Origin of the sequence: Pseudomonas mediterranea CFBP 5447 (assembly GCF_000774145.1) — a bacterium.
GTDB lineage: Bacteria > Pseudomonadota > Gammaproteobacteria > Pseudomonadales > Pseudomonadaceae > Aquipseudomonas > Aquipseudomonas mediterranea.
Genome location: NZ_KN322958.1, coordinates 14,465 through 33,787, shown reverse-complemented (window position 1 = coordinate 33,787; position 19,323 = coordinate 14,465). Strand labels below are relative to the sequence as shown.

19 protein-coding genes are annotated in these 19,323 nt (G+C 60.6%); 4 read left to right on the top strand and 15 right to left on the bottom strand.

Annotated features, from left to right (window positions below):
• Positions 1-30: 30 nt before the first annotated feature.
• Genes N005_RS29300 through N005_RS00515 form a run of 4 tightly spaced genes read right to left on the bottom strand, consistent with a single transcriptional unit; the run spans position 31 to position 3,852 of the window.
• The gene (locus N005_RS29300) at positions 31-168 is read right to left on the bottom strand and encodes a hypothetical protein (RefSeq protein ID WP_154673549.1); all 138 of its coding nucleotides are present in this window, start codon (positions 166-168) and stop codon (positions 31-33) included.
• On the bottom strand, positions 165-1,613 hold the full coding sequence (locus N005_RS00525) for an N-acyl-D-amino-acid deacylase family protein (RefSeq protein WP_047698417.1): 1,449 nt from the start codon (positions 1,611-1,613) through the stop codon (positions 165-167). Before N005_RS00525 ends, N005_RS29300 begins: the two co-directional genes overlap by 4 nt.
• A gap of 1 nt (position 1,614) precedes the next feature.
• A complete protein-coding gene (locus N005_RS00520) occupies positions 1,615-2,475 on the bottom strand; it encodes a MurR/RpiR family transcriptional regulator (protein ID WP_047698415.1) in 861 nt (286 codons plus the stop codon).
• A 27-nt stretch (positions 2,476-2,502) separates the two neighbouring features.
• Positions 2,503-3,852 carry a GntT/GntP/DsdX family permease gene (locus tag N005_RS00515; protein ID WP_047698413.1) on the bottom strand — a complete coding sequence of 450 codons (1,350 nt, stop codon included), beginning with the start codon at positions 3,850-3,852 and terminating at the stop codon, positions 2,503-2,505.
• Between the two features lie 351 nt (positions 3,853-4,203).
• On the opposite strand from N005_RS00515, the gene N005_RS00510 reads away from it, so the two are divergent.
• Positions 4,204-5,649, top strand: a complete 1,446-nt coding sequence (locus N005_RS00510) for a SulP family inorganic anion transporter (protein ID WP_047698411.1) — start codon at positions 4,204-4,206, stop codon at positions 5,647-5,649.
• Between the two features lie 246 nt (positions 5,650-5,895).
• On the opposite strand, the gene N005_RS00505 is transcribed toward N005_RS00510, so the two are convergent.
• The 3 genes from N005_RS00505 to mdaB all read right to left on the bottom strand — a co-directional run bounded on the left by N005_RS00505 (position 5,896) and on the right by mdaB (position 8,557).
• Complete coding sequence (locus N005_RS00505; RefSeq protein WP_047698409.1) at positions 5,896-6,789, bottom strand: NAD-dependent epimerase/dehydratase family protein; 894 nt, start codon at positions 6,787-6,789, stop codon at positions 5,896-5,898.
• Positions 6,790-6,885: 96 nt separating this feature from the next.
• Positions 6,886-7,803, bottom strand: coding sequence for a LysR family transcriptional regulator (locus tag N005_RS00500; protein WP_047698406.1), 918 nt, complete (start codon positions 7,801-7,803; stop codon positions 6,886-6,888).
• Between the two features lie 163 nt (positions 7,804-7,966).
• Entirely contained in the window at positions 7,967-8,557 is a 591-nt protein-coding gene (gene mdaB / locus N005_RS00495; protein ID WP_047698405.1) for an NADPH:quinone oxidoreductase MdaB, read from the bottom strand.
• A 200-nt stretch (positions 8,558-8,757) separates the two neighbouring features.
• Here mdaB and N005_RS00490 point away from each other — a divergent pair, with 200 nt between their 5' ends.
• Positions 8,758-9,069 (top strand): putative quinol monooxygenase, encoded by a 312-nt coding sequence (locus tag N005_RS00490; RefSeq protein ID WP_047698403.1) that lies wholly within the window; start codon positions 8,758-8,760, stop codon positions 9,067-9,069.
• On the opposite strand, the gene N005_RS00485 is transcribed toward N005_RS00490, so the two are convergent.
• Positions 9,059-9,823, bottom strand: a complete 765-nt coding sequence (locus tag N005_RS00485; protein WP_047698401.1) for a sulfite exporter TauE/SafE family protein — start codon at positions 9,821-9,823, stop codon at positions 9,059-9,061. The two genes, N005_RS00490 and N005_RS00485, sit on opposite strands and share 11 nt — an antisense overlap.
• Before the next feature lie 233 nt (positions 9,824-10,056).
• Between N005_RS00485 and N005_RS00480 the strand changes: the two genes are divergently transcribed.
• On the top strand, positions 10,057-10,941 hold the full coding sequence (locus N005_RS00480; RefSeq protein ID WP_047698399.1) for a LysR family transcriptional regulator: 885 nt from the start codon (positions 10,057-10,059) through the stop codon (positions 10,939-10,941).
• A 100-nt stretch (positions 10,942-11,041) separates the two neighbouring features.
• Entirely contained in the window at positions 11,042-11,386 is a 345-nt protein-coding gene (locus N005_RS00475; protein ID WP_047698397.1) for a cupin domain-containing protein, read from the top strand.
• 74 nt (positions 11,387-11,460) lie between these two features.
• On the opposite strand, the gene gntB is transcribed toward N005_RS00475, so the two are convergent.
• The 7 genes from gntB to mmsB all read right to left on the bottom strand — a co-directional run bounded on the left by gntB (position 11,461) and on the right by mmsB (position 19,313).
• Complete coding sequence (gene gntB, locus N005_RS00470; protein WP_047698395.1) at positions 11,461-12,447, bottom strand: guanitoxin biosynthesis L-arginine gamma (S) hydroxylase; 987 nt, start codon at positions 12,445-12,447, stop codon at positions 11,461-11,463.
• A 77-nt stretch (positions 12,448-12,524) separates the two neighbouring features.
• Positions 12,525-13,640, bottom strand: a complete 1,116-nt coding sequence (locus N005_RS00465) for an aminotransferase class V-fold PLP-dependent enzyme (RefSeq protein ID WP_047698393.1) — start codon at positions 13,638-13,640, stop codon at positions 12,525-12,527.
• On the bottom strand, positions 13,637-14,851 hold the full coding sequence (locus tag N005_RS00460) for an MFS transporter (protein WP_052126336.1): 1,215 nt from the start codon (positions 14,849-14,851) through the stop codon (positions 13,637-13,639). Before N005_RS00460 ends, N005_RS00465 begins: the two co-directional genes overlap by 4 nt.
• Entirely contained in the window at positions 14,848-16,152 is a 1,305-nt protein-coding gene (locus tag N005_RS00455; protein ID WP_047698391.1) for a hypothetical protein, read from the bottom strand. Before N005_RS00455 ends, N005_RS00460 begins: the two co-directional genes overlap by 4 nt.
• Entirely contained in the window at positions 16,149-17,210 is a 1,062-nt protein-coding gene (locus N005_RS00450; protein WP_047698390.1) for a threonine aldolase family protein, read from the bottom strand. The genes N005_RS00455 and N005_RS00450 overlap by 4 nt, the downstream gene beginning before the upstream one ends.
• An 11-nt stretch (positions 17,211-17,221) precedes the next feature.
• Positions 17,222-18,184, bottom strand: a complete 963-nt coding sequence (locus N005_RS00445; RefSeq protein WP_052126335.1) for a proline dehydrogenase family protein — start codon at positions 18,182-18,184, stop codon at positions 17,222-17,224.
• Between the two features lie 241 nt (positions 18,185-18,425).
• Positions 18,426-19,313: a 3-hydroxyisobutyrate dehydrogenase gene (mmsB, locus tag N005_RS00440; protein ID WP_047698388.1), complete on the bottom strand. Its 888-nt coding sequence runs from the start codon at positions 19,311-19,313 to the stop codon at positions 18,426-18,428.
• Between the last annotated feature and the right edge of the window lie 10 nt (positions 19,314-19,323).

Sequence of the window (19,323 nt, the reverse complement as noted above, 5' to 3'; positions counted from 1 at the left end):
ATCCAGCAACATCCGCTACGCGGCAACGCTTCAGGTACTGATCGCATCGATGAACACCGACCGACTTCCAAACGGATCGACCATCGCCATGTCCTGGCTGCCCAGGGCATGGCGTGGGTCCGTGGGCGACGAAGGCAATGGCCTGGCGAGCCATTGCGCCTGATTCATGAACCTGCCTGTCCCGCTCTCGCCAGGAACCGCCCTTCCCGGCGCCCGTTCGCCTGCCCATCGCTGTAGCTCAGAACGCCGTTGATCCACACTCCATCGATACCGTCGGCAGCCCGTTGCGGCTCTATGAAATCTGCGACATCGCGAATGGTGTGCGGATTGAACAGCACCAGATCCGCCCAATGCCCCTCACGAATTTCACCGCGTTCTTTCAAGCCGAAGCGCGCCGCGGAAAGCCCCGTCATTTTGTGCACGGCGGTGTGCAACGGAAAAAGCCCGACGTCACGACTGAAATGTCCCAACACCCGTGGGAAAGCGCCCCACAAGCGCGGATGGGGAAATGGGTCTTCGGGCAAACCGTCGGAACCGATCATCGACAGCGGATGCGCGAGGATCCGTCTGACATCGGCTTCGTCCATGCCGTAGTACACCGCGCCAGCGGGCTGCAAGCGTCGCGCCGCTTCCAGCAATGACACACCCCATTCGCGGGCAATGTCGACAAGGTCGCGACCGCCCATCGCTGGATGAGGCGTCGACCACGTGATGGTGATGGGATGGGCATCGGTCACTTGCTTGAGATCCAGCGTCGATGAGCTCGCCGCGTAAGGGTAGCAATCACAGCCGACCGGATGGTCTCCGGCGGCTTTTTCCAGGGCTGCGAGCACCTGCGGACTACGCCCCCAATTGCCGACACCGGCACATTTGAGGTGGGAAATAATCACCGGGCTCTGTGCATGGCGTCCGATCTGGAAGGCCTCGTCCATGGCCTCGAGCACCGGTTCGAATTCGCTGCGCAGGTGAGTGGTGTAGACCGCGTCATAGGCCTTCAACTCTTCAGTCAATTGCATGACTTCATCGGTAGACGCTGAAAACGCGTTGGCATAGGCCAGGCCGCTGGACAAACCCAATGCACCGTCCTCCAGGCTTTCGCGCAATTGCTGACGCATGGCGGCGATTTCTCCCACGCTGGCCGTGCGCAACAAATCGTCCATATGGTTACTGCGCAACGCCGTGTGGCCCACCAGCGCAGCGACGTTGACTGCCGGAGCCGCTGCTTCCACCGCGCCACGATAATCGCTGAAGCGTGGGTAAACGAACGCCTGGGCGCTGCCGAGCAGGTTCATCGGGTCCGGCGGATCACCCCGCAGGCGCACCGGTGAAGCACTGATGCCGCAGTTGCCGACGATCACCGTGGTCACACCCTGGCTGAGCTTGGGCAGCATTTGCGGTTGGCGGATGACCATGGTGTCGTCGTGGGTGTGCACGTCGATGAATCCCGGCGCCAGCACGCGACCAGCGGCGTCGATCTCAGCCATCGCCCGGGCTGCACCCAGGTCGCCGATGCGTTCGATGCGCCCGGCACGAATCGCCACATCGGCGGTGTAGCCGGGCGTGTCGCCGCCATCGATGACCAGCGCATTGCGGATAAGGGTGTCGTACAGCATGTCAGTCTCCCAGCGGCAGGTCATCGTCGCCGCCGCGGTAGTCGTCCAGGGCGAGCTTGACTCGCCGCAGGCGCTCTTGATTATCTTCAGGGTTGGCCAACGCAAGCTCAGTGGCAAGCACATCGATAGCCAGCAGCATGCCGTAGCGTGCCGCCGTGGGCTTGTAGATGAACGAGGTCTCCGCGCCTTGCAGGGGCAGCACGACGTCGGCCAGCCGGGCCAGCGGGGAATCGGCCCGGGTGATTGCCAGGATCGCCGCGCCGTAGCTTCGCGCCAGTTCAACGGCACCGAGCAGTTCCGGGGTGATGCCGGTGAGCGAGCAAGCGATGACCACATTCGCCTCGCTCAACGAGGTGGCGGTGATGCGCATCATCACCGGGTCGCGGCACACGGCAATCGGATAGCCGAAACGTACCAGCCGCACCTGCAACTCTTCACTGCACAACGCCGACCAGCCACCGAGCCCGAACGCATGGATCATGCGTGCCTTGCCGAGCATCCGCACGGCATCGGCGAATCGTGTCTCTTCGAATGCCGACAGATGCTGACGCAAGGTGGACTCGATATCGCCAACAATCTGCCCATAAAACGCCGATTGCTCGGGCGCGCCTGCGGGGTCGAGAAAACGGCTGCCGACACCGCTGGCCTGGGCCAGTTGCAGGCGCAGATCCCGCAAGTCGCGACAACCGACGGTCCGGGCGAAACGCGACAGCGTGGCGCTGCTGACGTCCGCACGCCGGGCCAGGTCGTCCAGGCTGGCGGAAGCGGCAAATCCTACGTCGTCGAGCATCAGCCTGGCGATTCTTCCCTCGCCGGCGCTGAAGGAATCCTGACGGGCGCGGATCTGGTAGAGGATGTCCATGACGGTTCCTGTGTGGTTGCGTGGCACTCAGAGCAAACGCGCGAGCCCAAGGGTCAGGCCGAAGGCGACCAGGGAGATCAGCGTTTCCAGCACGGTCCAGGTCTTGAAGGTTTGGGCAACAGTCATGTTGAAATATTCCTTGATCAGCCAGAAACCGCCGTCGTTGACGTGGGAAAAGATAACCGACCCGGCCCCGGTTGCCAGCACCAGCAACTCGGGATGGGGATAGCCCAGGCCGATCGCCACAGGCGCGACAATGCCCGAGGCGGTCGTCATCGCCACCGTGGCCGAGCCGGTAGCGACACGCATCAACGCGGCGAACAGCCAGCCCATGACCAGTGGCGACAATTGGAATTCCTGGGCCAGTCCGACGATCTGTTGCGTGACCCCGGCGTCCACCAGGATCCGGTTCAAACCGCCCCCGGCCCCCACCAGCAACGTAATGCTGGCAGTGGGTGCCAGGCACTCGTTGGTGAACTTGAGGATCGACTCACGGTTGAAGCCCTGGGCCAGGCCGAGGGTCCAGAAGCTGAGGACGGTGGCCAGTAACAGCGCAATCACCGAGTTGCCGATGAACAGCAGGAACTGGTTGAAGCCGCTGCCCGGCGTAGAGATCAGGTTGGCCCAGCCACCGATCAGCATCAGGATCACCGGCAGCAGGATGGTCCCCAGGGTGATGCCGAAACCCGGCAGTCTGGCGCGGGGTTCGCGGTCGAGAAACTGTCGCTCCAACGGGTTCTCTGCCGGTAGTTGGATGCGCGGGACGATGAATTTTGCATACAGCGGGCCCGCGATGATGGCGGTGGGGATGCCAATCAGGATCGCGTATAGCAAGGTCTGCCCCACCGAGGCCTGGAACGCCTGCACCGCCAGCATCGCCGCCGGATGCGGCGGCACCAGGGCGTGGACCACCGAAAGTCCGGCGACCATCGGCAACCCCACCATCAGGATCGACACGCCCACGCGCCGGGCGACGGTGAACGCGATAGGCACCAGCAGCACAAAGCCGACTTCGAAGAACAATGGCAGGCCGACCAGGAAGGCGATGCACACCATCGCCCAGTGGGCGTTGCGCTCGCCGAAGCGCTCGATCAGGGTCTGCGCCATCCGCTCCGCACCGCCGGACTCGGCCATCATCTTGCCGAGCATCGTACCCAGGGCCACCACCAGCGCGATGTGCCCCAGCGTCTTGCCCACACCGGCCTCATACGCCCCCACCACCCCCGACGGCGGCATCCCTGCCAACAGCGCAAGGCCGATGGAGACCAAGGTGATCACGATGAACGGATTGAGCCGGTAGCGGGCGATCAGGACGATCAGCGCAATGATGGCGATGGCCGCGTAGACCAACAGCCAATAACCGAAAGCAGGTGCCATGCGGTACTCCTTGAACAGGGTCACGTCTATGAGTTGTGAAACTCATAAATCATTTCGAGGCATGATCTTCAAATACTTTGAAAATAAATTTCGTGTACGAACAAGACGTGTCGCTGACAGGCATTGCGACCCAGCGTCGATGAAAATCCCATAGCAAATTTTCATAGCTTGGCACCGGCCCCTGTGGGAGCGAGCCTGCTCGCGATAGCGATGTGTCAGTCAACCTCAATGCAGATTGACCAGGCGCCATCGCGAGCAGGCTCGCTCCCACAGGGAAATTTCCGTACTATCGCCTTCTGCTTTTTGCACCACGTCCCCCGGCCCCTCAACCGGCGCCCAGTCAGGTAAACCATGAAACCAGCACGCCTTCGCGCCGACGTCCTCGCCGGCCTCACCACTTCTTTTGCCTTGCTCCCCGAATGCATCGCCTTCGCCCTGGTGGCCCACCTCAACCCACTGATGGGGCTGTATGGCGCTTTCATCATCTGCACCCTGACCGCACTGTTTGGCGGCCGGCCTGGCATGGTGTCGGGCGCGGCGGGGTCGATGGCGGTGGTGATCGTCGCGCTGGTGGTGCAACACGGCGTGCAGTACCTGCTGGCAACCGTGTTGCTGGGTGGGTTGATCATGGTGGCTTTCGGGCTGTTGCGGCTGGGCAAGCTGGTGCGCATGGTGCCGCACCCGGTGATGCTCGGCTTCGTCAACGGCCTGGCGATTGTCATTGCGCTGGCCCAGCTGGAGCATTTCAAGAACGGTGAAGCCTGGCTCAGTGGCGCACCGCTGTACTGGATGGCGGGCCTGGTGGCGCTGACCATGGCCATTGTCTACTTGCTGCCACGCCTGACCCGTAGCGTGCCCCCAGCCCTGGTGGCGATTCTCGGGGTCGGCCTGGCGGTCTACCTGCTCGGCCTGCCGACCCGCACCCTGGGCGACATGGCGCACATTGCCGGTGGCTTACCCGACTTTGCCCTACCGGATATTCCCTGGAACCTGGACACCCTGCAGATCGTGCTGCCCTATGCGGTGATCATGGCAATGGTTGGGTTGCTGGAAACCCTGCTGACCCTGAACCTGACCGATGAAATCACCGAAAGCCGCGGTTATCCGGACCGCGAGTGCGTGGCGCTCGGCGCGGCGAATATCGCCTCCGGCCTGTTCGGCGGCATGGGCGGTTGCGCGATGATCGGCCAGACAGTGATCAACCTCAGCTCTGGCGGACGCGGTCGCTTGTCCGGTGCGGTGGCCGGGGTGATGGTGTTGCTGTTCGTCTTGTTCCTGTCGCCACTGATCGAGCGCATCCCGCTCGCTGCGCTGGTGGGCGTGATGTTCGTGGTGTCGCAGCAGACCTTCGCCTGGGCCTCGCTGCGGGTGATCAACAAGGTACCGGCGAATGATGTGCTGGTCATCATCGCGGTGACCGTCATCACCGTGTTCACCGACCTGGCCGTGGCAGTGCTGTGCGGCATCATCGTCGCGGCACTCAACTTCGCCTGGCAACAGGCCCGGGAGCTCTACGCCGACACCCATCTGGAGGCCGATGGGAGCAAACTCTATCGCCTGCATGGCACGCTGTTCTTTGCCTCGACCACGCCGTTTCTCAACCAGTTCGACCCGGCGAATGATCCGACCCAAGTGACCCTGGACTGCCGTCACCTGCGCTTCGTCGACTACTCGGCCATCGCCGCACTGAAGACCCTGCGTGAACGCTACGGCAAGGCCGGCAAACACCTGCGGGTCTTCCACCTCTCGGAGCGCTGCAAGCAGATGCTCAAGCGCGCCGGCGTGCATCACGACTGATGCAACTGTGGGAGCGAGCTTGCTCGCGATAGCGGTCTACCAGCGGACTCAATATCGACTGGCCCGGCGCCTTCGCGAGCAGGCTCGCTCCCACAGGGGAAGTGTGCTGGACCGGGATAGTTTGGTCACCGCAGAGCAACTGTGGGAGCGAGCCTGCTCGCGATAGCGGTCTACCGGCCAACTCAAGATTGCCTGGCCTGACGCCTTCGCGAGCAAGCTCGCTCCCACAGGGCGAAGTGCTACGTCTTACACCATCTCGTTGAGAATCCACTCCACCACCGACGTCCGCGTCGGTGTCCAACCCAGCAGTTCGCGGGCATGCCTGCCTCGCACGCGGCTGTTGGAGCCCAGGCCGTAGTTGGCCATTTCATAGCCCCACTCGGCCTCGGCATCGGCCAGCGGCCAGTCCTGTGGTTCGCCAAGGTTCAGTGCACGGGCCATGGCCGTGGTCATGTCGAGGAACGAGGCCTCGCCGCTTTCGACGAAGTAGAACGTACCGGGCCGGTTGCGGGTCAGGGCAAGCCGGTACAACTCCACTACATCCTCGATGTGCACGTTGGACCAGATATTCCGCCCCGGCCCGACATGCCGCACCACCCCGCTTTTACGAGCCTGCTTGAGCAGGCGCGGCAGTTGCACGCTGTCGCGTTTGACACCCAGGCTGTGGCCGTAGATCAAGGTGTTGCAGATCACCGCCGAGTTCACGCCATCCTTTGCTGCGTCAAGGACGAGGTTATCGATCGCGACGCGGGCAGCCTTGTCGACGGTAGGCTCCGGCAGGTTGTTCTCCTGGTAGATGTCAGCACTGGCAAGACCACCCGAAGCATCGCCGACAATGCTCGAACCGCTGGTATGCAGCAGAACCTTGTTCGAGCCCCTGAGCCCCTCGAGCAGCGCTTCGACCGCGCCACGATGGTCGCTGCTGGCGGCGTTGATCACCGCATCGGCGGCGCGGGCCTGTGTGGTCAGCAGCGCGCTGTCCTCCAGGGTACCGATCAGCGGGTTGATACCCAGGGCGGTGAGTTCGCTCGCTTGCTCGGCGCTGCGCACCAGGCCATTGACTTGATGCCCGGCCCGAACCAGCCCGGTGGCGATGGAACCGCCGATGAAACCGGCAGCGCCGGTGACGAATACGTTCATGGAATAACTCCTTGGCAGGATCAGTGATGGAACGAGTATCGAAGACTGATCCTTGGCGAAACAGTCCACATTGCCCAAATCACTCTTGCCTTGAAGTCACGAATCAACCTGCAAATCCCGCGAGGCGTATTCGGCGAGCTTGTCCTGGATGAAGTCCAGAAAACACTGGATGCGCAGCGCCAGTTGAGAGTTGCGGTAGTAGACGGCGTTGATCGGCTGGCGATATCCGCTGTTCGCTTCGGCCAGCAGCACCTTCAATCGGCCGGCACGGATGTCGTCACGGGTCATGAAATCCGACAAACAGGCGATGCCCTGCCCTTGCAGCGCCAGGTGGCGCACCGTTTCGCCACTGGAGGCGCTGATGGCCGCCTGGATGGGCCAGCGGTCGCCGTGAAGATGGCGCAAGGGCCATTGGTTGAGGCCATCGTTCTGGGCAAACCCCAGCAATGCATGCCCAGTCAGTTCGGCGACGGTGGAAGGCGTACCGTGCTGTTTCAGATAGGCGGGGCTGGCCAGGATGTGCAACGGGCTGCAGCCCAGGGGGCGGGCATGTAGCGTCGAATCGGTGAGCGCGCCGATGCGGATGGCGATGTCCGTGCTCTGCTCCAGCAGATCAATGATCAGGTCGTTACTGTTGAGCTCGAGTTGGATGTCCGGGTAGAGCCTGCGGAACTCGTCGATGTGCGGCACGATGGCATGCAGCATGAACGGTGACGCAGCATTGATCCGCAACCGCCCCGAAGGCGTTTGCTGGCGAGAGGACAAGCGCTCCTCCAACGCCTCCAGCTGGTCGAGAATGCCTTTGGCCTGTTCGAAGAAATACCGCCCCTCCTCGGTCAAATCCATGCGCCGGGTGGTGCGGTTGATCAGCGTGGTGTCGAGCTTGGCTTCCAGCCGGGACAGCGTGCGGCTGACCGCCGAGGGCGTCTGCCCGACCTGCTCGGCGGCGGCGGAGATCGACCCGCACTCGATCACGCAGACGAAGATCTGCAACTCGTCGGATCTGGCTTTCACAAATGTCCTCTCATGGAATGCACGCTCAATGTGGCGAGGGAGCTTGCTCCCGCCGGGCCGCACGGCAGCCCCACAGATCCTGGGAGCGCTCCGCACTCCAGCGGGAGCAAGCTCCCTCGCCACGTGCATCGTCGCGGTCAACTAAGTCCCGATAGTAGCCGGATTACCGCGAAAGGCCGAACACCTCGATCAAATGCTGTTCATACCGCGCCACATCGCCCTCGACGTTCGGGCGCTTCATCACGTCCACGCACAGGAAGGTCGGCAAGGCGGCCATGCCGAGGAACTGGTTGGCCTTGTGGAAGGGGAAGTACACCGCATCCACACCCTTGCCTTCGAAGAAGTCGGTCGGATCGTCGAAGGCCTGCTGCGGGGCGTTCCAGGTCAGCGACAACATGTATTGCTTGCCCTGTATCAGGCCACCGCTGCCGTACTTCTGCGAGGCGTCGGAGCGGGTACGGCCGTCGCTGGCGTAGAGACTGCCATGACCTTCGGTGAACACTTCGTCGATGTACTTCTTCACGGTCCACGGCGCGCCCATCCACCAGCCCGGCATTTGATAGATGACGACATCGGCCCAGAGAAACTTGGCGACCTCTTCCTTGATGTCGTAGCCACCGTCAATGAACGTGCTTTTCACGTCCAGGCCACCACGATCCAGCACGCTGAGGGCCGTGTCGTGGAGGGTCGCGTTATAGCGGCCGTCGGAATGAGCGAACTGTTTACCACCATTGAGCAGCAGGACTTTTTTCATGGGGAGCCTCATCGGGTTCCACGACGAGCACCGTCGAAGGGCCGCCGAATGGAAAGGTTGAAAATGATGGGGGGCAGACTACCGATGAGCCTCGCGCGGAGTAAGCGCTGCAGCGGCAAAACTGATTTGATCCATACGCACGAATCAACAGCCGATTGTTGCCTTAGAATTCAATCCACTTTCATTTCAGGAGACTCGCGATGAGCGAACTGCACGGTTTCATCCTCCACGCCAAGACCCGCCCGGAAAAAGCCGAAGCCTTCGAAACACTGTTTCGTGCCTACGTCGAGCCGAGTCGCGCCGAACCGGGCTGCATCGAATATCACATGCTGCGGGACCAGCAGGACCCGACGCTGTTTATCTTTTATGAAATCTGGCAATCCCAGGCCCACCTGGACGTGCATTCGAATCTGCCGCACATGAAGCAGTTCTTCGAACAGCGCATGGACTACCTGGAGCGCGACTTCGAGATCCGCCGCGTCGAGATGCTGAGCCCGTCGTCTAGCCGCTGATCAGCAAGTGGGCACCGAGTCCGCCAAGGCCGATAAAGAACACCCGCCGAAACAGTCCGGCGCTGATCCGCCGGCGCAGCCATTGCCCCAGCCACATCCCCAGCAGTGCCGGTACCAAGGCCAGCAGCGATGCGCCCAGTTCCCCTCCGCCCAAGGCGCCGCGCCACAACAGGCCGGCCGCCAGGGCCAACGTCGACACCGTGAAGGACAGACCCAAGGCCTGGACCAGTTCGTCCTTGCTCAAGCCCAGTGCTTGCAGGTAAGGCACCGCCGGAATGACAAACACCCCCGTGGCAGATGTGATGACGCCGGTCAGCAGACCGCAGAGCGGGGCGAGCCACGACTCAACGCGCCCATCGACCCGCAGCGTCGGCAGCGCCAGCCCGCTCAGGGCATACACCAATAGTGCGCCGCCCAAGGCCCGTACCATCCAAGGCCCGCCGGCCATGCCGATCCACAAGGTGCCAAGGCCAGTGCCGATGAAAATCGCCAGCAGAAGCGGCCACAAGCGCCGGATCAAGGTGTGCAGGTGACCGCCGAAGGCCAGTTGCCAGAGATTGGTCAAGGTGGCCGGGATGATGAGCAATGCGGCAGCCTGCACCGGAGCCATAGCCAGCCCGAGCAAACCCATGGAAATGGTCGGCAGGCCAAGGCCGATCACACCCTTGATCGTACCGGCCAGCAGGAAAGTGGCGATGACCAGCAGGGATAGCGCTGGGCCCAGGGTCTGATAGAAAGCGATGAATGTGTTCATGGGGCTATCCTGGGCCCAGGCGGGTTGTTTTGAAATCTGCCATATACTTAGGCAGCCTCTTGTTCGGCAAGAGGCTGGAGACTTTGTGGGCTAGTGACGCCATCGCGAGCAGGCTCGCTCCCACAGTGAACAGCGTGAACACGAGATTTGTGTACTCCCGAAACCCTGTGGGAGCGAGCCTGCTCGCGATGGCGATCCATCAGACACGACAAAACCCGGCACAGGATTCCCCCATGCACTTCGACCTCACCGACCTGCGCCTCTACCTGAACATCCTCGACACCGGCAACATCACCGCCGGTGCAGCCCGCAGCCATCTGTCCCTGGCGGCGGCGAGTGCGCGGGTCCGTGCCATGGAGGCGTCCCTGGGCACCGAACTGCTCGAACGCGGGCGCCGTGGCGTAACGCCTACACCGGCCGGCAAGGCCCTGGCGCAGCATGCCCGGGTGTTGCTGCAACATGCGGAGCACTTGCAACAGGATCTGGCCGAGTACGCCAGGGGCGTCAAAGGCCGGGTACGGCTGCTGTGCAACACCAGCGCCATGAGCGAGTACCTGCCCGAGTTGCTGGCCACTTTCCTCAAGGACCACCCCAATCTCGACATCGACCTGCAGGAACTGCCCAGCTCGCGCATCACCCATGCCTTGCGCCAGGGTGCGGCAGACCTGGGTGTCGTATCCGACGCAGTCGACACCGATGATCTTCAGACCCGGCCCTTTCGCAACGATCCCTTGGTATTGATCCTACCGTCCGAACACCCGTTGGCCGACGGCCGAGTCGTGAGTTTCAGCGAGACCCTCAGCCATGATTATGTCGGCCTGCCCCCCGCCAACGCCCTGGCGGTGTACCTCGAAGAGCAGGCCCTGCACATCGGGCTACGCATGCGGATCCGTATTCGTGCCGACGGTTTCGATGGGGTGATTCGCATGGTGGCCCATGGCGCAGGTATCGCCATCGTGCCACGGGCCGCCATCGAACGTCGCCCTGCCGAACCCTCGTATCGGTGCGTGCCGCTGCACGAGACCTGGGCACAACGGGCCCTGCTGTTGGCGGCGCGCAATTTCGAGGCGTTGCCGGCCTACGCCAAGGCGCTCGCGGTGCATCTGTCCGAGCATTGATTTGCGTTTCTGGGTAGCTCGATGTCGAGCACAGACAACTGAAAGAACGCAGACGCCTATAGGGTGCCTCTTCAGCTTACGTCCAATGCCCGGAGTCCACATGACCGCACCTATCACCGTCCTGCGCGATACCCATCCGCTGCCCGTACTCGATGCCTGCAAATGGGAAAAGCTCGAAGGCGACCCGCACACCGTCAACCTCAACGCCTACACCAGCGAAGATGGCAACAAGATCATGGGCACCTGGATCTGCACGCCGGGCAAATGGTACGTGGAATATGTGAAGTGGGAATACTGCCACTTCCAGGAAGGCTACTGCATCATCACCCCGGAAGGCATGGAACCCATCCACCTGCGGGCCGGCGACATCTTTGTCATCGAGCCAGGGATGAAAGGCACCTGGGAAGTGGTTGAAACCGTGCGCAAATACTTCGTCTTTGCCTGACGCGGTTCGATACGCCTGCGGCCGATGCGCTGTGCTCGCCCGATGCGAACACAGCGCAGTGCCGCAACCCGCCGCTACACCGTAACGTTGATGGCGCTGATCTTGCCGCTTCGGTACGCCTCCAGTATCTGATGGATGCTGGACCGGGCCTCTCCCCTCGCCGTGAAAATCCCTCCACAGCCGCGGTTCGCGGCGGCATAGCTCTCATCGTCCATCAGGATCCGGTGTGCCTGCTTCAGGTTCCAGAACGGAACACCGGCAAACAGATGGTGGGTCAGATGATAGTTATCGCCATGCATGCCGATGAACAATCTTTCGGGCAGGGTCGGAAAGCGATTGCGCGTCAGCTTCACCTCCTCCTTGTACACACCGAACATGCCGAAGTGCTCGGAAATCTCGGAGAACCAGCCGATCACCTGGAAGGCCGTGAAGTAAGGAATCAGCCAGAACAGGACATAGCCCCATGGACCGGCGAAATAGCTCAACAGCAGCAGGATGAGCCCATGCACCGCCAGAAGCTTCACGCCCTGTAGCGGGTTGGCGAGGATGTCACCGGCACGATTCTTCACCAGGTAGAGGAAGTACTTGTAGGTGTTGACCAGCGTCACGCTCCTGAACAGATGCCGGGACAGGAAATCCAGGCGATCCTGGGCTTCATACAAGCCGGATTCGATGTAGAAGCGATGATCGGGATCCTTGTCCTGATCGCCCAGATGGTGGTGATGCATCTGGACATGGGAGCGACGGTACGCTTCGTAATTCTGGAAGATCGGATAAGCCAGTAAATACTCGCCGACCCACTTGTTGAGCACTTTGCTCTGGGCCAGGGTCATGTGCGCCGCTTCGTGCAAAAGCGATGCGAGAGCGCGCTGTCGAGAGCCGATGAACAATAGCGCCAGCGGATACAGAAAGTGATAGCGATGGCTCAGGAAGATAGCCGAGGCAATGACCATCAAGTCCGCGCCAAGGGCAACCAGCCAGTGCCAGTTATCCTTGTGGTACAGGGGGCGCAAGCGCTGCTTGAGTTCAGGCGAAGGATTAAACCTGGTCATATCGTTCATCAGAATTCCCTTTCTTGATTCAACGTAATCACTGCGGAAACCACGATTCCTGCTTAAAGCTTCGTGCCCCGTGCCGGTTATATCTGCTCCAGCAAAGCGATGAATTCATCAGCCTCGCGAACACTGTTCCGAGCATTGATGGAGATTCGCACGAAGCGCTCATGCCCCTGCTTCAACATGAAGTAAGGAGTATGAGAGGCATACCCCGGCCAACAGTTGACTCCTCGGGCGCGCAGGTAGCCGACGACTTCCGTCGCCGCACAGCGGGCATGAGTAAAAGCGATGATTCCTTGATGATGCGTACCCGGCGCAATCAAGTGGACGTCGGGCATCCGGGCCAGACGCTGGAAAAGACTTCGGTAGAGCTCGGACTCTTCACCGCAGGCACTCGACAGGCGTTCCTTGATCGCCTGGTTCAAGCCCACCACTGCCGCGTTGTTGCGTTCGGCAAACTCGAAACCACGGGCATCGTCGAGACGCCGATGGACCACCCCGGATACATCGACACCGGCCCGGCCCAGATCGGTAAAACGCGGCTGCGCAGAGGCCAGGAAGCGCTCGGAAAGACAGGCGAATCCCGTACCTCTCGGACCACAGAGAAACTTCCTGCCGGCCGCCGTCAATACGTCGCAGCCAATGGCCCGCACATCCAGTGCGAGCATGCCCGCCGACTGACAGGCGTCGACAAAATACAGGCAAGGGTAATCGCGCAGAATGTTACCCACTGCGACCACGTCATTCACGATGCCGCAGCAGGAGGGCACATGGACGATCGAAACCAGCTTGACCTCAGCGCTCATGTTCCGGGCCAACCATTGCAGGTCCAGGTTGCCATCGGCCGATAGCGGCATCACCTCGACCACCACCCCGTGCAGGCGCTGCAACGTAGACAATGCGATCAGGTTGCCCGCATATTCGTAAGGCGTGACCAGGACCCGTTCGCCCTCGGTCCAGGTCAGCGACTCCAATGCGGTCACCCAGGCCTTTGTCGCCCCATCGAACAACGCGATGTAGCGCGCCTCGGTGCCGAGCAACAGGGCGATGTTTTCATAGACTTCGGTGTCCAGTACCGGTGAATGGTTCAGCTCGGTTTCATAGGCGCCCAGCTCGAACTCTTCCTGCAAGTAACGCTGCATCCGATCCAGCGTCTCGCTGGACATAAGCCCTGAACCGGCCGTGTTGAAATGAATCATGAATCCCCCCCGCGCCTGGAGCCCAGGAAGTAGAACAAGCTGGCCGCGACCACACACAGCGACAGGACGTAGAACATGGTCTGGGGCGCATACCACGACAACACCGCCCCACACAGTACGGGCCCCAGCGCCGCCCCCAGGTTGGACAGGTTCTGCGCGCCGTAGTACACGCCCCGCATGTCTTCCGGTGCGATGTAGTCAATGAACAGATATTCCGCCGGGATGATGATGATTTCCCCCACGGTGAAAATGATCATGGCCACCACCCAGGCCATCCAGCCCTGGGCATAAGCGAAACCCAGGAGCCCGGTGATGAAGAACAACATGCCCAGCAGCAACATGCGCAACAGATTGTTCTGATGGATCCTGGAGCCGATCAGGTATTGCAGGCCGATCACCACGCAAGCGTTGGTGGTGACCAGGTAATTGATGATCCGGTAGGTGTTTTCCGGGTCGCTGGTCACGATCAGGTATTGCGAGAGATAGGCGGTGAACTGTCCGAATACGATCGCACTGAGAACGCCGCCGATCGTAAAGCAGACCAGCCGGTAATTACGTCCCAGATGAACCAGCACACGAGCGAAATCATTGTTCGGACGCTCCGCGCTTGCGCCCTGGGGAAGGCGTTCGCCCAACACGCTGTACAGCCCCACGAACACCACGCCGATCATCGCCGAAACTGCAAAGGGCAAGCCGGGGCTGACCTTGGCGAACAACACGCCCAGGAACGGACCGATGGCGTAACCGACATTGGTCAGCGTGTACTTCATGGAAAATACGCTTCCCCTTTTATCGGCAATCACCAGGAAACCGATGCCTGACTTCACGGCGATATCGATCACGGCATAGGACAGGTTCACCATCACAATGGCGATGATGAAGGGCACCAGGCTGGCAACCTGATAGGCCACGGCAAACGCCAGGGCAAACAAGGTGGCCGCACCGAGCAGGATGCGATAATTGGAAAACCTGTCCACCAGGAAACCGCCGTAGACCCCCAGCAGGGAACTGACGATCAACGCACCGCCTACCACCAGACCGATGTCCGTCACGCCCAGGCCGAACACCTGGGAGCAATAGACCACCAGATAAGGCAACGCCAGTGCTCGGGCAACGGTCAGGATAAATGTCGCCGACAGCAGCAGAATCACAGGCCTCGTATAGACCTTGGCCCCGTCCTGCACCACCAGCCCTCCCGAAACGTCGTTCATGCCAGCATGGCCCTGTAGACATCGGGCTCATCCTCACGCAGCAACTCGATGCTTTTCTGAATGGCCGCGCGATCCTGACCGAGGATGAAAACGTGGCCCGGGCAGTTTTCCAGGGATATGGTTTCCTTGAGCATGCCCTCATCCTGGATCTTGATGCTGTGCACCCCGGGGATCGCCTTCCACCGCGCCAGCTCGGGCGCCCTCTGGATCTGGCCGGCCTGCCGAGCGATCAGAAACACGCAGCTCGAATGGAAGTAGAGCCGGGTTCTCGGCCGCTGACGGTAGTCGAGAAAGGCCTGGGGGTTGACCAGCGAGTCGATCCACAGACTCAACTGGTTGTGCCCCAGGGCGCGGGTATAAGCCGACAGATCGATACCGCCCGGCATACGTGCGGCGGTTTCAAGCAGTACAGGCTCATCGTCGACAATCATCAGCTCGCTGTGACCGACCCCTTGGCGGATACCGAGCGCGTCGAGCACGGAAAAAATGTAACGCGACAGGCGTGCGTAGACATCGGCATTGTCTACCGGACACATCAACTGGTTGTAGTCGTGCACTGGCGAATCGCCAATCCGCGTGCGATAGACGCGGATGATTTCGCTGACATAGTGCTGGCCGTCGACACTCACGGTGTTGACGCAATATTCGATATCCACATCGCTGGACTTGCTCGCCGACAGTTCCGACTTGAAATCCGAGTTATCCAGGTACTGCTGGACCAGGACTTCTTCGTTGCTCTCGAGAAAAAGATTCCGGCTCGACTTGATCGCCTCGAATGCCCGCTCGACCTCGCTCTCACAGGTGCAGATATGGATATTGTCGGAGCCGGCGCTTTTGATCGGCTTCAACACCACGGGCAGGATCGTGTGTTCTTTTATCCACTCCTGAATGGCCGCCAACGACCCCGACTTGAAATGCCTGATCGACCGCACGCCGGCCTGCTGCAGCGCCTCATGCATTTCAAACTTGTCGCGCCAGCGAATGGCGTGGCGTGGGTCATTGCGTCGCGTCACATCAAACAATTCGGCCAGGTGAGCGGCCAGCTCCACCCCGAACTCGCAACCGGCCAGCACGAACTGGACCGAATAGTCGGACAAGGCCTGGCGCAACTCGGCATCCGAGCTGTAAAGAATGTCTTCGATAAAATCGGCGGGGCGAAACCAGGGTTTGTAGAACTCGTTGACGTTGGCGGTCGAACGCAGGTGCACGCAGTCGAATCCACGGGAGATGAAGGCCGGCGCGATCAGGCTGCCGATCGAATAGGCATCGACGATCAGGACGACATTTTTCTTGTAGATCACTTGATCGTCTCCCCGGCCTGGCTGAGCGCACGGACAGCGTCCTTGATAATCCCGGCGGCTTTGTGGATATCGTCGCGGGTAATGTTGATATGCGGCATGAAGCGCATTTCCCTGGCGTTATAGGGCAGCCCTCCCACGCCCTGCCTGCGCAGGTAGCCCGCGAACTGCAGCGGGGTAATCCCCAGCGAAGCGATATCCAGGGTCACCATGTTGGTGCCCTTGTAGCGAGCGGGCGCTTCGTCGATGTCGTTGAGCAGTTGATGCAACAGCGCCGCGTGCTCGTGATCTTCGGCCAAGCGCTCGACATGATTGTGCATCGCATAAAGCCCGGCGGCCGCCATCATGCCGGCCTGATGCAAATCGCCGCCGAACCATTTGCGGTATTTCTTGGCTCGCTGTATCAGTTCTTCGGAACCCACCATGATCGAACCGATCGGCGCGCCCAGCCCCTTGGACAGGCACATGGACAACAGATCGGCGTTGTCGGTATACGACGTCACGTCAATGCCCGATGCGATGGACGCATGGAGAATGCGTGCACCATCCAGGTAACGATAGGCGCCGATATCCTGGGCATAGGCAAAGACATCGTTCATCTGCTGCAAAGGAAAGATGGCGCCGCCTTTGCAGCCGAGCGTGTTCTCGATCACCACCACCCGCGGCAGGGCGTAGTTCTGGCTCCAACGGCATTTGGAAGCGTGGAGTTTTTCCAGGTCACTGACTGTGAACAACCCGTTGTCATGGGTTGAAAGCGAAAAATTGACCCCGGAAAACGCCGACGTCGAGGCGGATTCATAGAAGTTGATGTGGTAGGAGGCGTCCAGGAAGATCTCGTCGCCCGGATTGGTCATGGCCTTGATAGCCAACTGGTTGCTCAACGTGCCGCCAGAGGTGAACAGCGCCGCTTCCTTCTGGAAGTATTGGGCACAGTATTCTTCCAGCGCTCGCACCGTCGGGTCTTCACCGAAGCAATCATCGCCCACTTCAGCCTGATAGATCGCCTTGCGCATGCCTTCCGTCGGCTTGGTTACCGTATCGCTTCTGAGATCGATAAACATGAAATGCTCCGTTAATAACCTGCGCCAAAGACAATGCGAGAGGGGTCGTAGAAGTCGGCCAGGGCCTCGAGGACATTGACAGGCGACTCCGCCAGCCGATGCAGGAAATGCAGGTACCAGCTATCGCCGTAGACCGCCGCGATACGACAGGCCAACCCTGCATCCTTGGCTTTGCGCAACGTCTCGGGTTGTACGCCGTGAAGCATTTCCAGTTCTTCGATGCGGGAGTGGAAACCCTCTTCGAAGAGGCGCTTGATCAGGTTTGGATCTTGCGTTGCGCAACTGACCGGAACCCCGGCGTCGAGGATCTCGGCCAGCAGTTTCAAATAGCGCTCATCCAGTTCAGTGCCCCGGGGAAGAGCGACTTCGGGCGCTTCGTTATAAACGCCCTTGACCAGCCTGATCTTACGGCCATGACCAATAAGGCCAGGTAAATCATTCACCGTTCTATGCAAATGCACCTGCACGGTAAGACCGACATTGGAATGATCGGGAGCCAGTTGGGAATACACTTCCAGGATCTTATCGACCGCCGAAGAGTGCTCCATACTGATCATCACGGGAATATTATGTTGCGCTGCGGCGGACAAGATTGCGGTAGCGTTGCGATAAGCAGTTTCCTGGGATATCAGCATGCCTACCGCACTTAAATCGAAACCTAACTGGGGAGTTAATTTGGCTTTAGCGAAAGTCTGGATGGACGTCAGATATTCATCGACAAAAGACTGTACGACGCGCGGGTCATGATTTTCTTCGCCAACATATTCGACACCGAGCCGGTAACCCTTGTTGCAGAGCAGTTGCAGCTTGGCGGGGAGCCCTTCCAGACTCGGCGAGACTATATATCGCTGGGCGGCCCGTTCGAATAACCTGAAGAACAGCGAGTCTTTGCTGAAAGCGTCTCGACACTCTTGATTCAACGCCAACTTTTTAAGGCCGGCAGAGGTAAGTACGCATGTATCCTGCGAAGGCATGGGTATCGCTCCTTGATATGTATCGCTCGTCCTGAGCGCCGAGTATTGTGCAATGATTTATTTCTGTCAACACTCCATAAACACAATAAACCCGACTTAATTCACTGGAGTTCCATGGATATGAAACACAGGAATAAGCGGGACGCGTTATACATTAAACCGGGTTTATTACAGCTTCACTAAAGCAACAGCATCGTGGCGAGGGTTATTCATCCCCGCCACGATGCAGCGCCTCACGCGCTTATTGAGGCTTACGATAGCTGTTAACGATGGCTGAGAAATCCTTGCCGCCCTCGCCTCTCTGGCTCATCGCCTGATACAACTGCTGCGCCACTGCGCCCAGCACCACAGGTTGGTGAACCTGCCTTGCGGCTTCGGTGGCCAGGCCCAGATCCTTGAGCATCAGGTCGGCACCGAAACCACCAGTGTAGCCACGGGAGGCGGGTGCCGTTTCGATCACGCCCGGCCATGGATTGTAGGTATCCGAACTCCAGCAACGTCCCGTGGAACTGTTGATGATGCCGGCCAGCACCTGGGTGTCGATCCCCAGGGCGTCGCCCAGGGCCATGGCCTCGCTGACCCCCACCATCGAAATTCCCAGTAGCAGGTTGTTACAAATCTTGGCGATCTGGCCGGTGCCGACTTCGCCGCAATGGACGATGTTACGGCCCATCTGCGCCAACACCGGCTGCAAGCTGGCGAACAACTCGGCGGTGGCACCGACCATGAAGGTCAACGTGCCGGCCGCCGCACCACCGGTGCCACCCGAGACCGGCGCATCGGCCATGGCCACGCCTTGTTTGGCGGCAGCGGCCGCAACGTCGCGGGCGGTCTGCGGGTCGATCGTGCTGCAATCGACCGCTGGCGTGCCGGCGGCGATGCCGGCCAGCACGCCGTCCTCACCCAGCCACACACTGCGCACATGGGCGGCGGCCGGCAGCATGGTGATCACCAGCGCCGCGCCTTGGGCAGCATCGCGGGGCGAGGCGCTGACAGTGCCGCCCAATGCCGCGAGTTCGGCCAGCACGGTCTGGTTCAGGTCGAACAGGTTCAGCGAATGGCCGGCCTTGAGCAGGTTGCGCGCCATGGGCGCGCCCATGTTGCCCAGGCCGATGAATGCGATGTTCATTGTCCGACTC

What these genes read in the sequence shown, in the direction of transcription:
- N005_RS00510 (WP_047698411.1), top strand. Translation starts at nt 4,204, where the DNA reads ATGAAACCAGCACGCCTTCGCGCCGACGTCCTCGCCGGCCTCACCACT.
- N005_RS00485 (WP_047698401.1), bottom strand. Translation starts at nt 9,823, where the DNA reads ATGAACACATTCATCGCTTTCTATCAGACCCTGGGCCCAGCGCTATCC.
- N005_RS00525 (WP_047698417.1), bottom strand. Translation starts at nt 1,613, where the DNA reads ATGCTGTACGACACCCTTATCCGCAATGCGCTGGTCATCGATGGCGGC.
- N005_RS00490 (WP_047698403.1), top strand. Translation starts at nt 8,758, where the DNA reads ATGAGCGAACTGCACGGTTTCATCCTCCACGCCAAGACCCGCCCGGAA.
- mdaB (WP_047698405.1), bottom strand. Translation starts at nt 8,557, where the DNA reads ATGAAAAAAGTCCTGCTGCTCAATGGTGGTAAACAGTTCGCTCATTCC.
- N005_RS00515 (WP_047698413.1), bottom strand. Translation starts at nt 3,852, where the DNA reads ATGGCACCTGCTTTCGGTTATTGGCTGTTGGTCTACGCGGCCATCGCC.
- N005_RS00520 (WP_047698415.1), bottom strand. Translation starts at nt 2,475, where the DNA reads ATGGACATCCTCTACCAGATCCGCGCCCGTCAGGATTCCTTCAGCGCC.
- N005_RS00505 (WP_047698409.1), bottom strand. Translation starts at nt 6,789, where the DNA reads ATGAACGTATTCGTCACCGGCGCTGCCGGTTTCATCGGCGGTTCCATC.
- N005_RS00445 (WP_052126335.1), bottom strand. Translation starts at nt 18,184, where the DNA reads ATGCCTTCGCAGGATACATGCGTACTTACCTCTGCCGGCCTTAAAAAG.
- N005_RS00460 (WP_052126336.1), bottom strand. Translation starts at nt 14,851, where the DNA reads ATGAACGACGTTTCGGGAGGGCTGGTGGTGCAGGACGGGGCCAAGGTC.
- gntB (WP_047698395.1), bottom strand. Translation starts at nt 12,447, where the DNA reads ATGAACGATATGACCAGGTTTAATCCTTCGCCTGAACTCAAGCAGCGC.
- N005_RS00450 (WP_047698390.1), bottom strand. Translation starts at nt 17,210, where the DNA reads ATGTTTATCGATCTCAGAAGCGATACGGTAACCAAGCCGACGGAAGGC.
- N005_RS00475 (WP_047698397.1), top strand. Translation starts at nt 11,042, where the DNA reads ATGACCGCACCTATCACCGTCCTGCGCGATACCCATCCGCTGCCCGTA.
- N005_RS00465 (WP_047698393.1), bottom strand. Translation starts at nt 13,640, where the DNA reads ATGATTCATTTCAACACGGCCGGTTCAGGGCTTATGTCCAGCGAGACG.
- N005_RS29300 (WP_154673549.1), bottom strand. Translation starts at nt 168, where the DNA reads ATGAATCAGGCGCAATGGCTCGCCAGGCCATTGCCTTCGTCGCCCACG.
- mmsB (WP_047698388.1), bottom strand. Translation starts at nt 19,313, where the DNA reads ATGAACATCGCATTCATCGGCCTGGGCAACATGGGCGCGCCCATGGCG.
- N005_RS00480 (WP_047698399.1), top strand. Translation starts at nt 10,057, where the DNA reads ATGCACTTCGACCTCACCGACCTGCGCCTCTACCTGAACATCCTCGAC.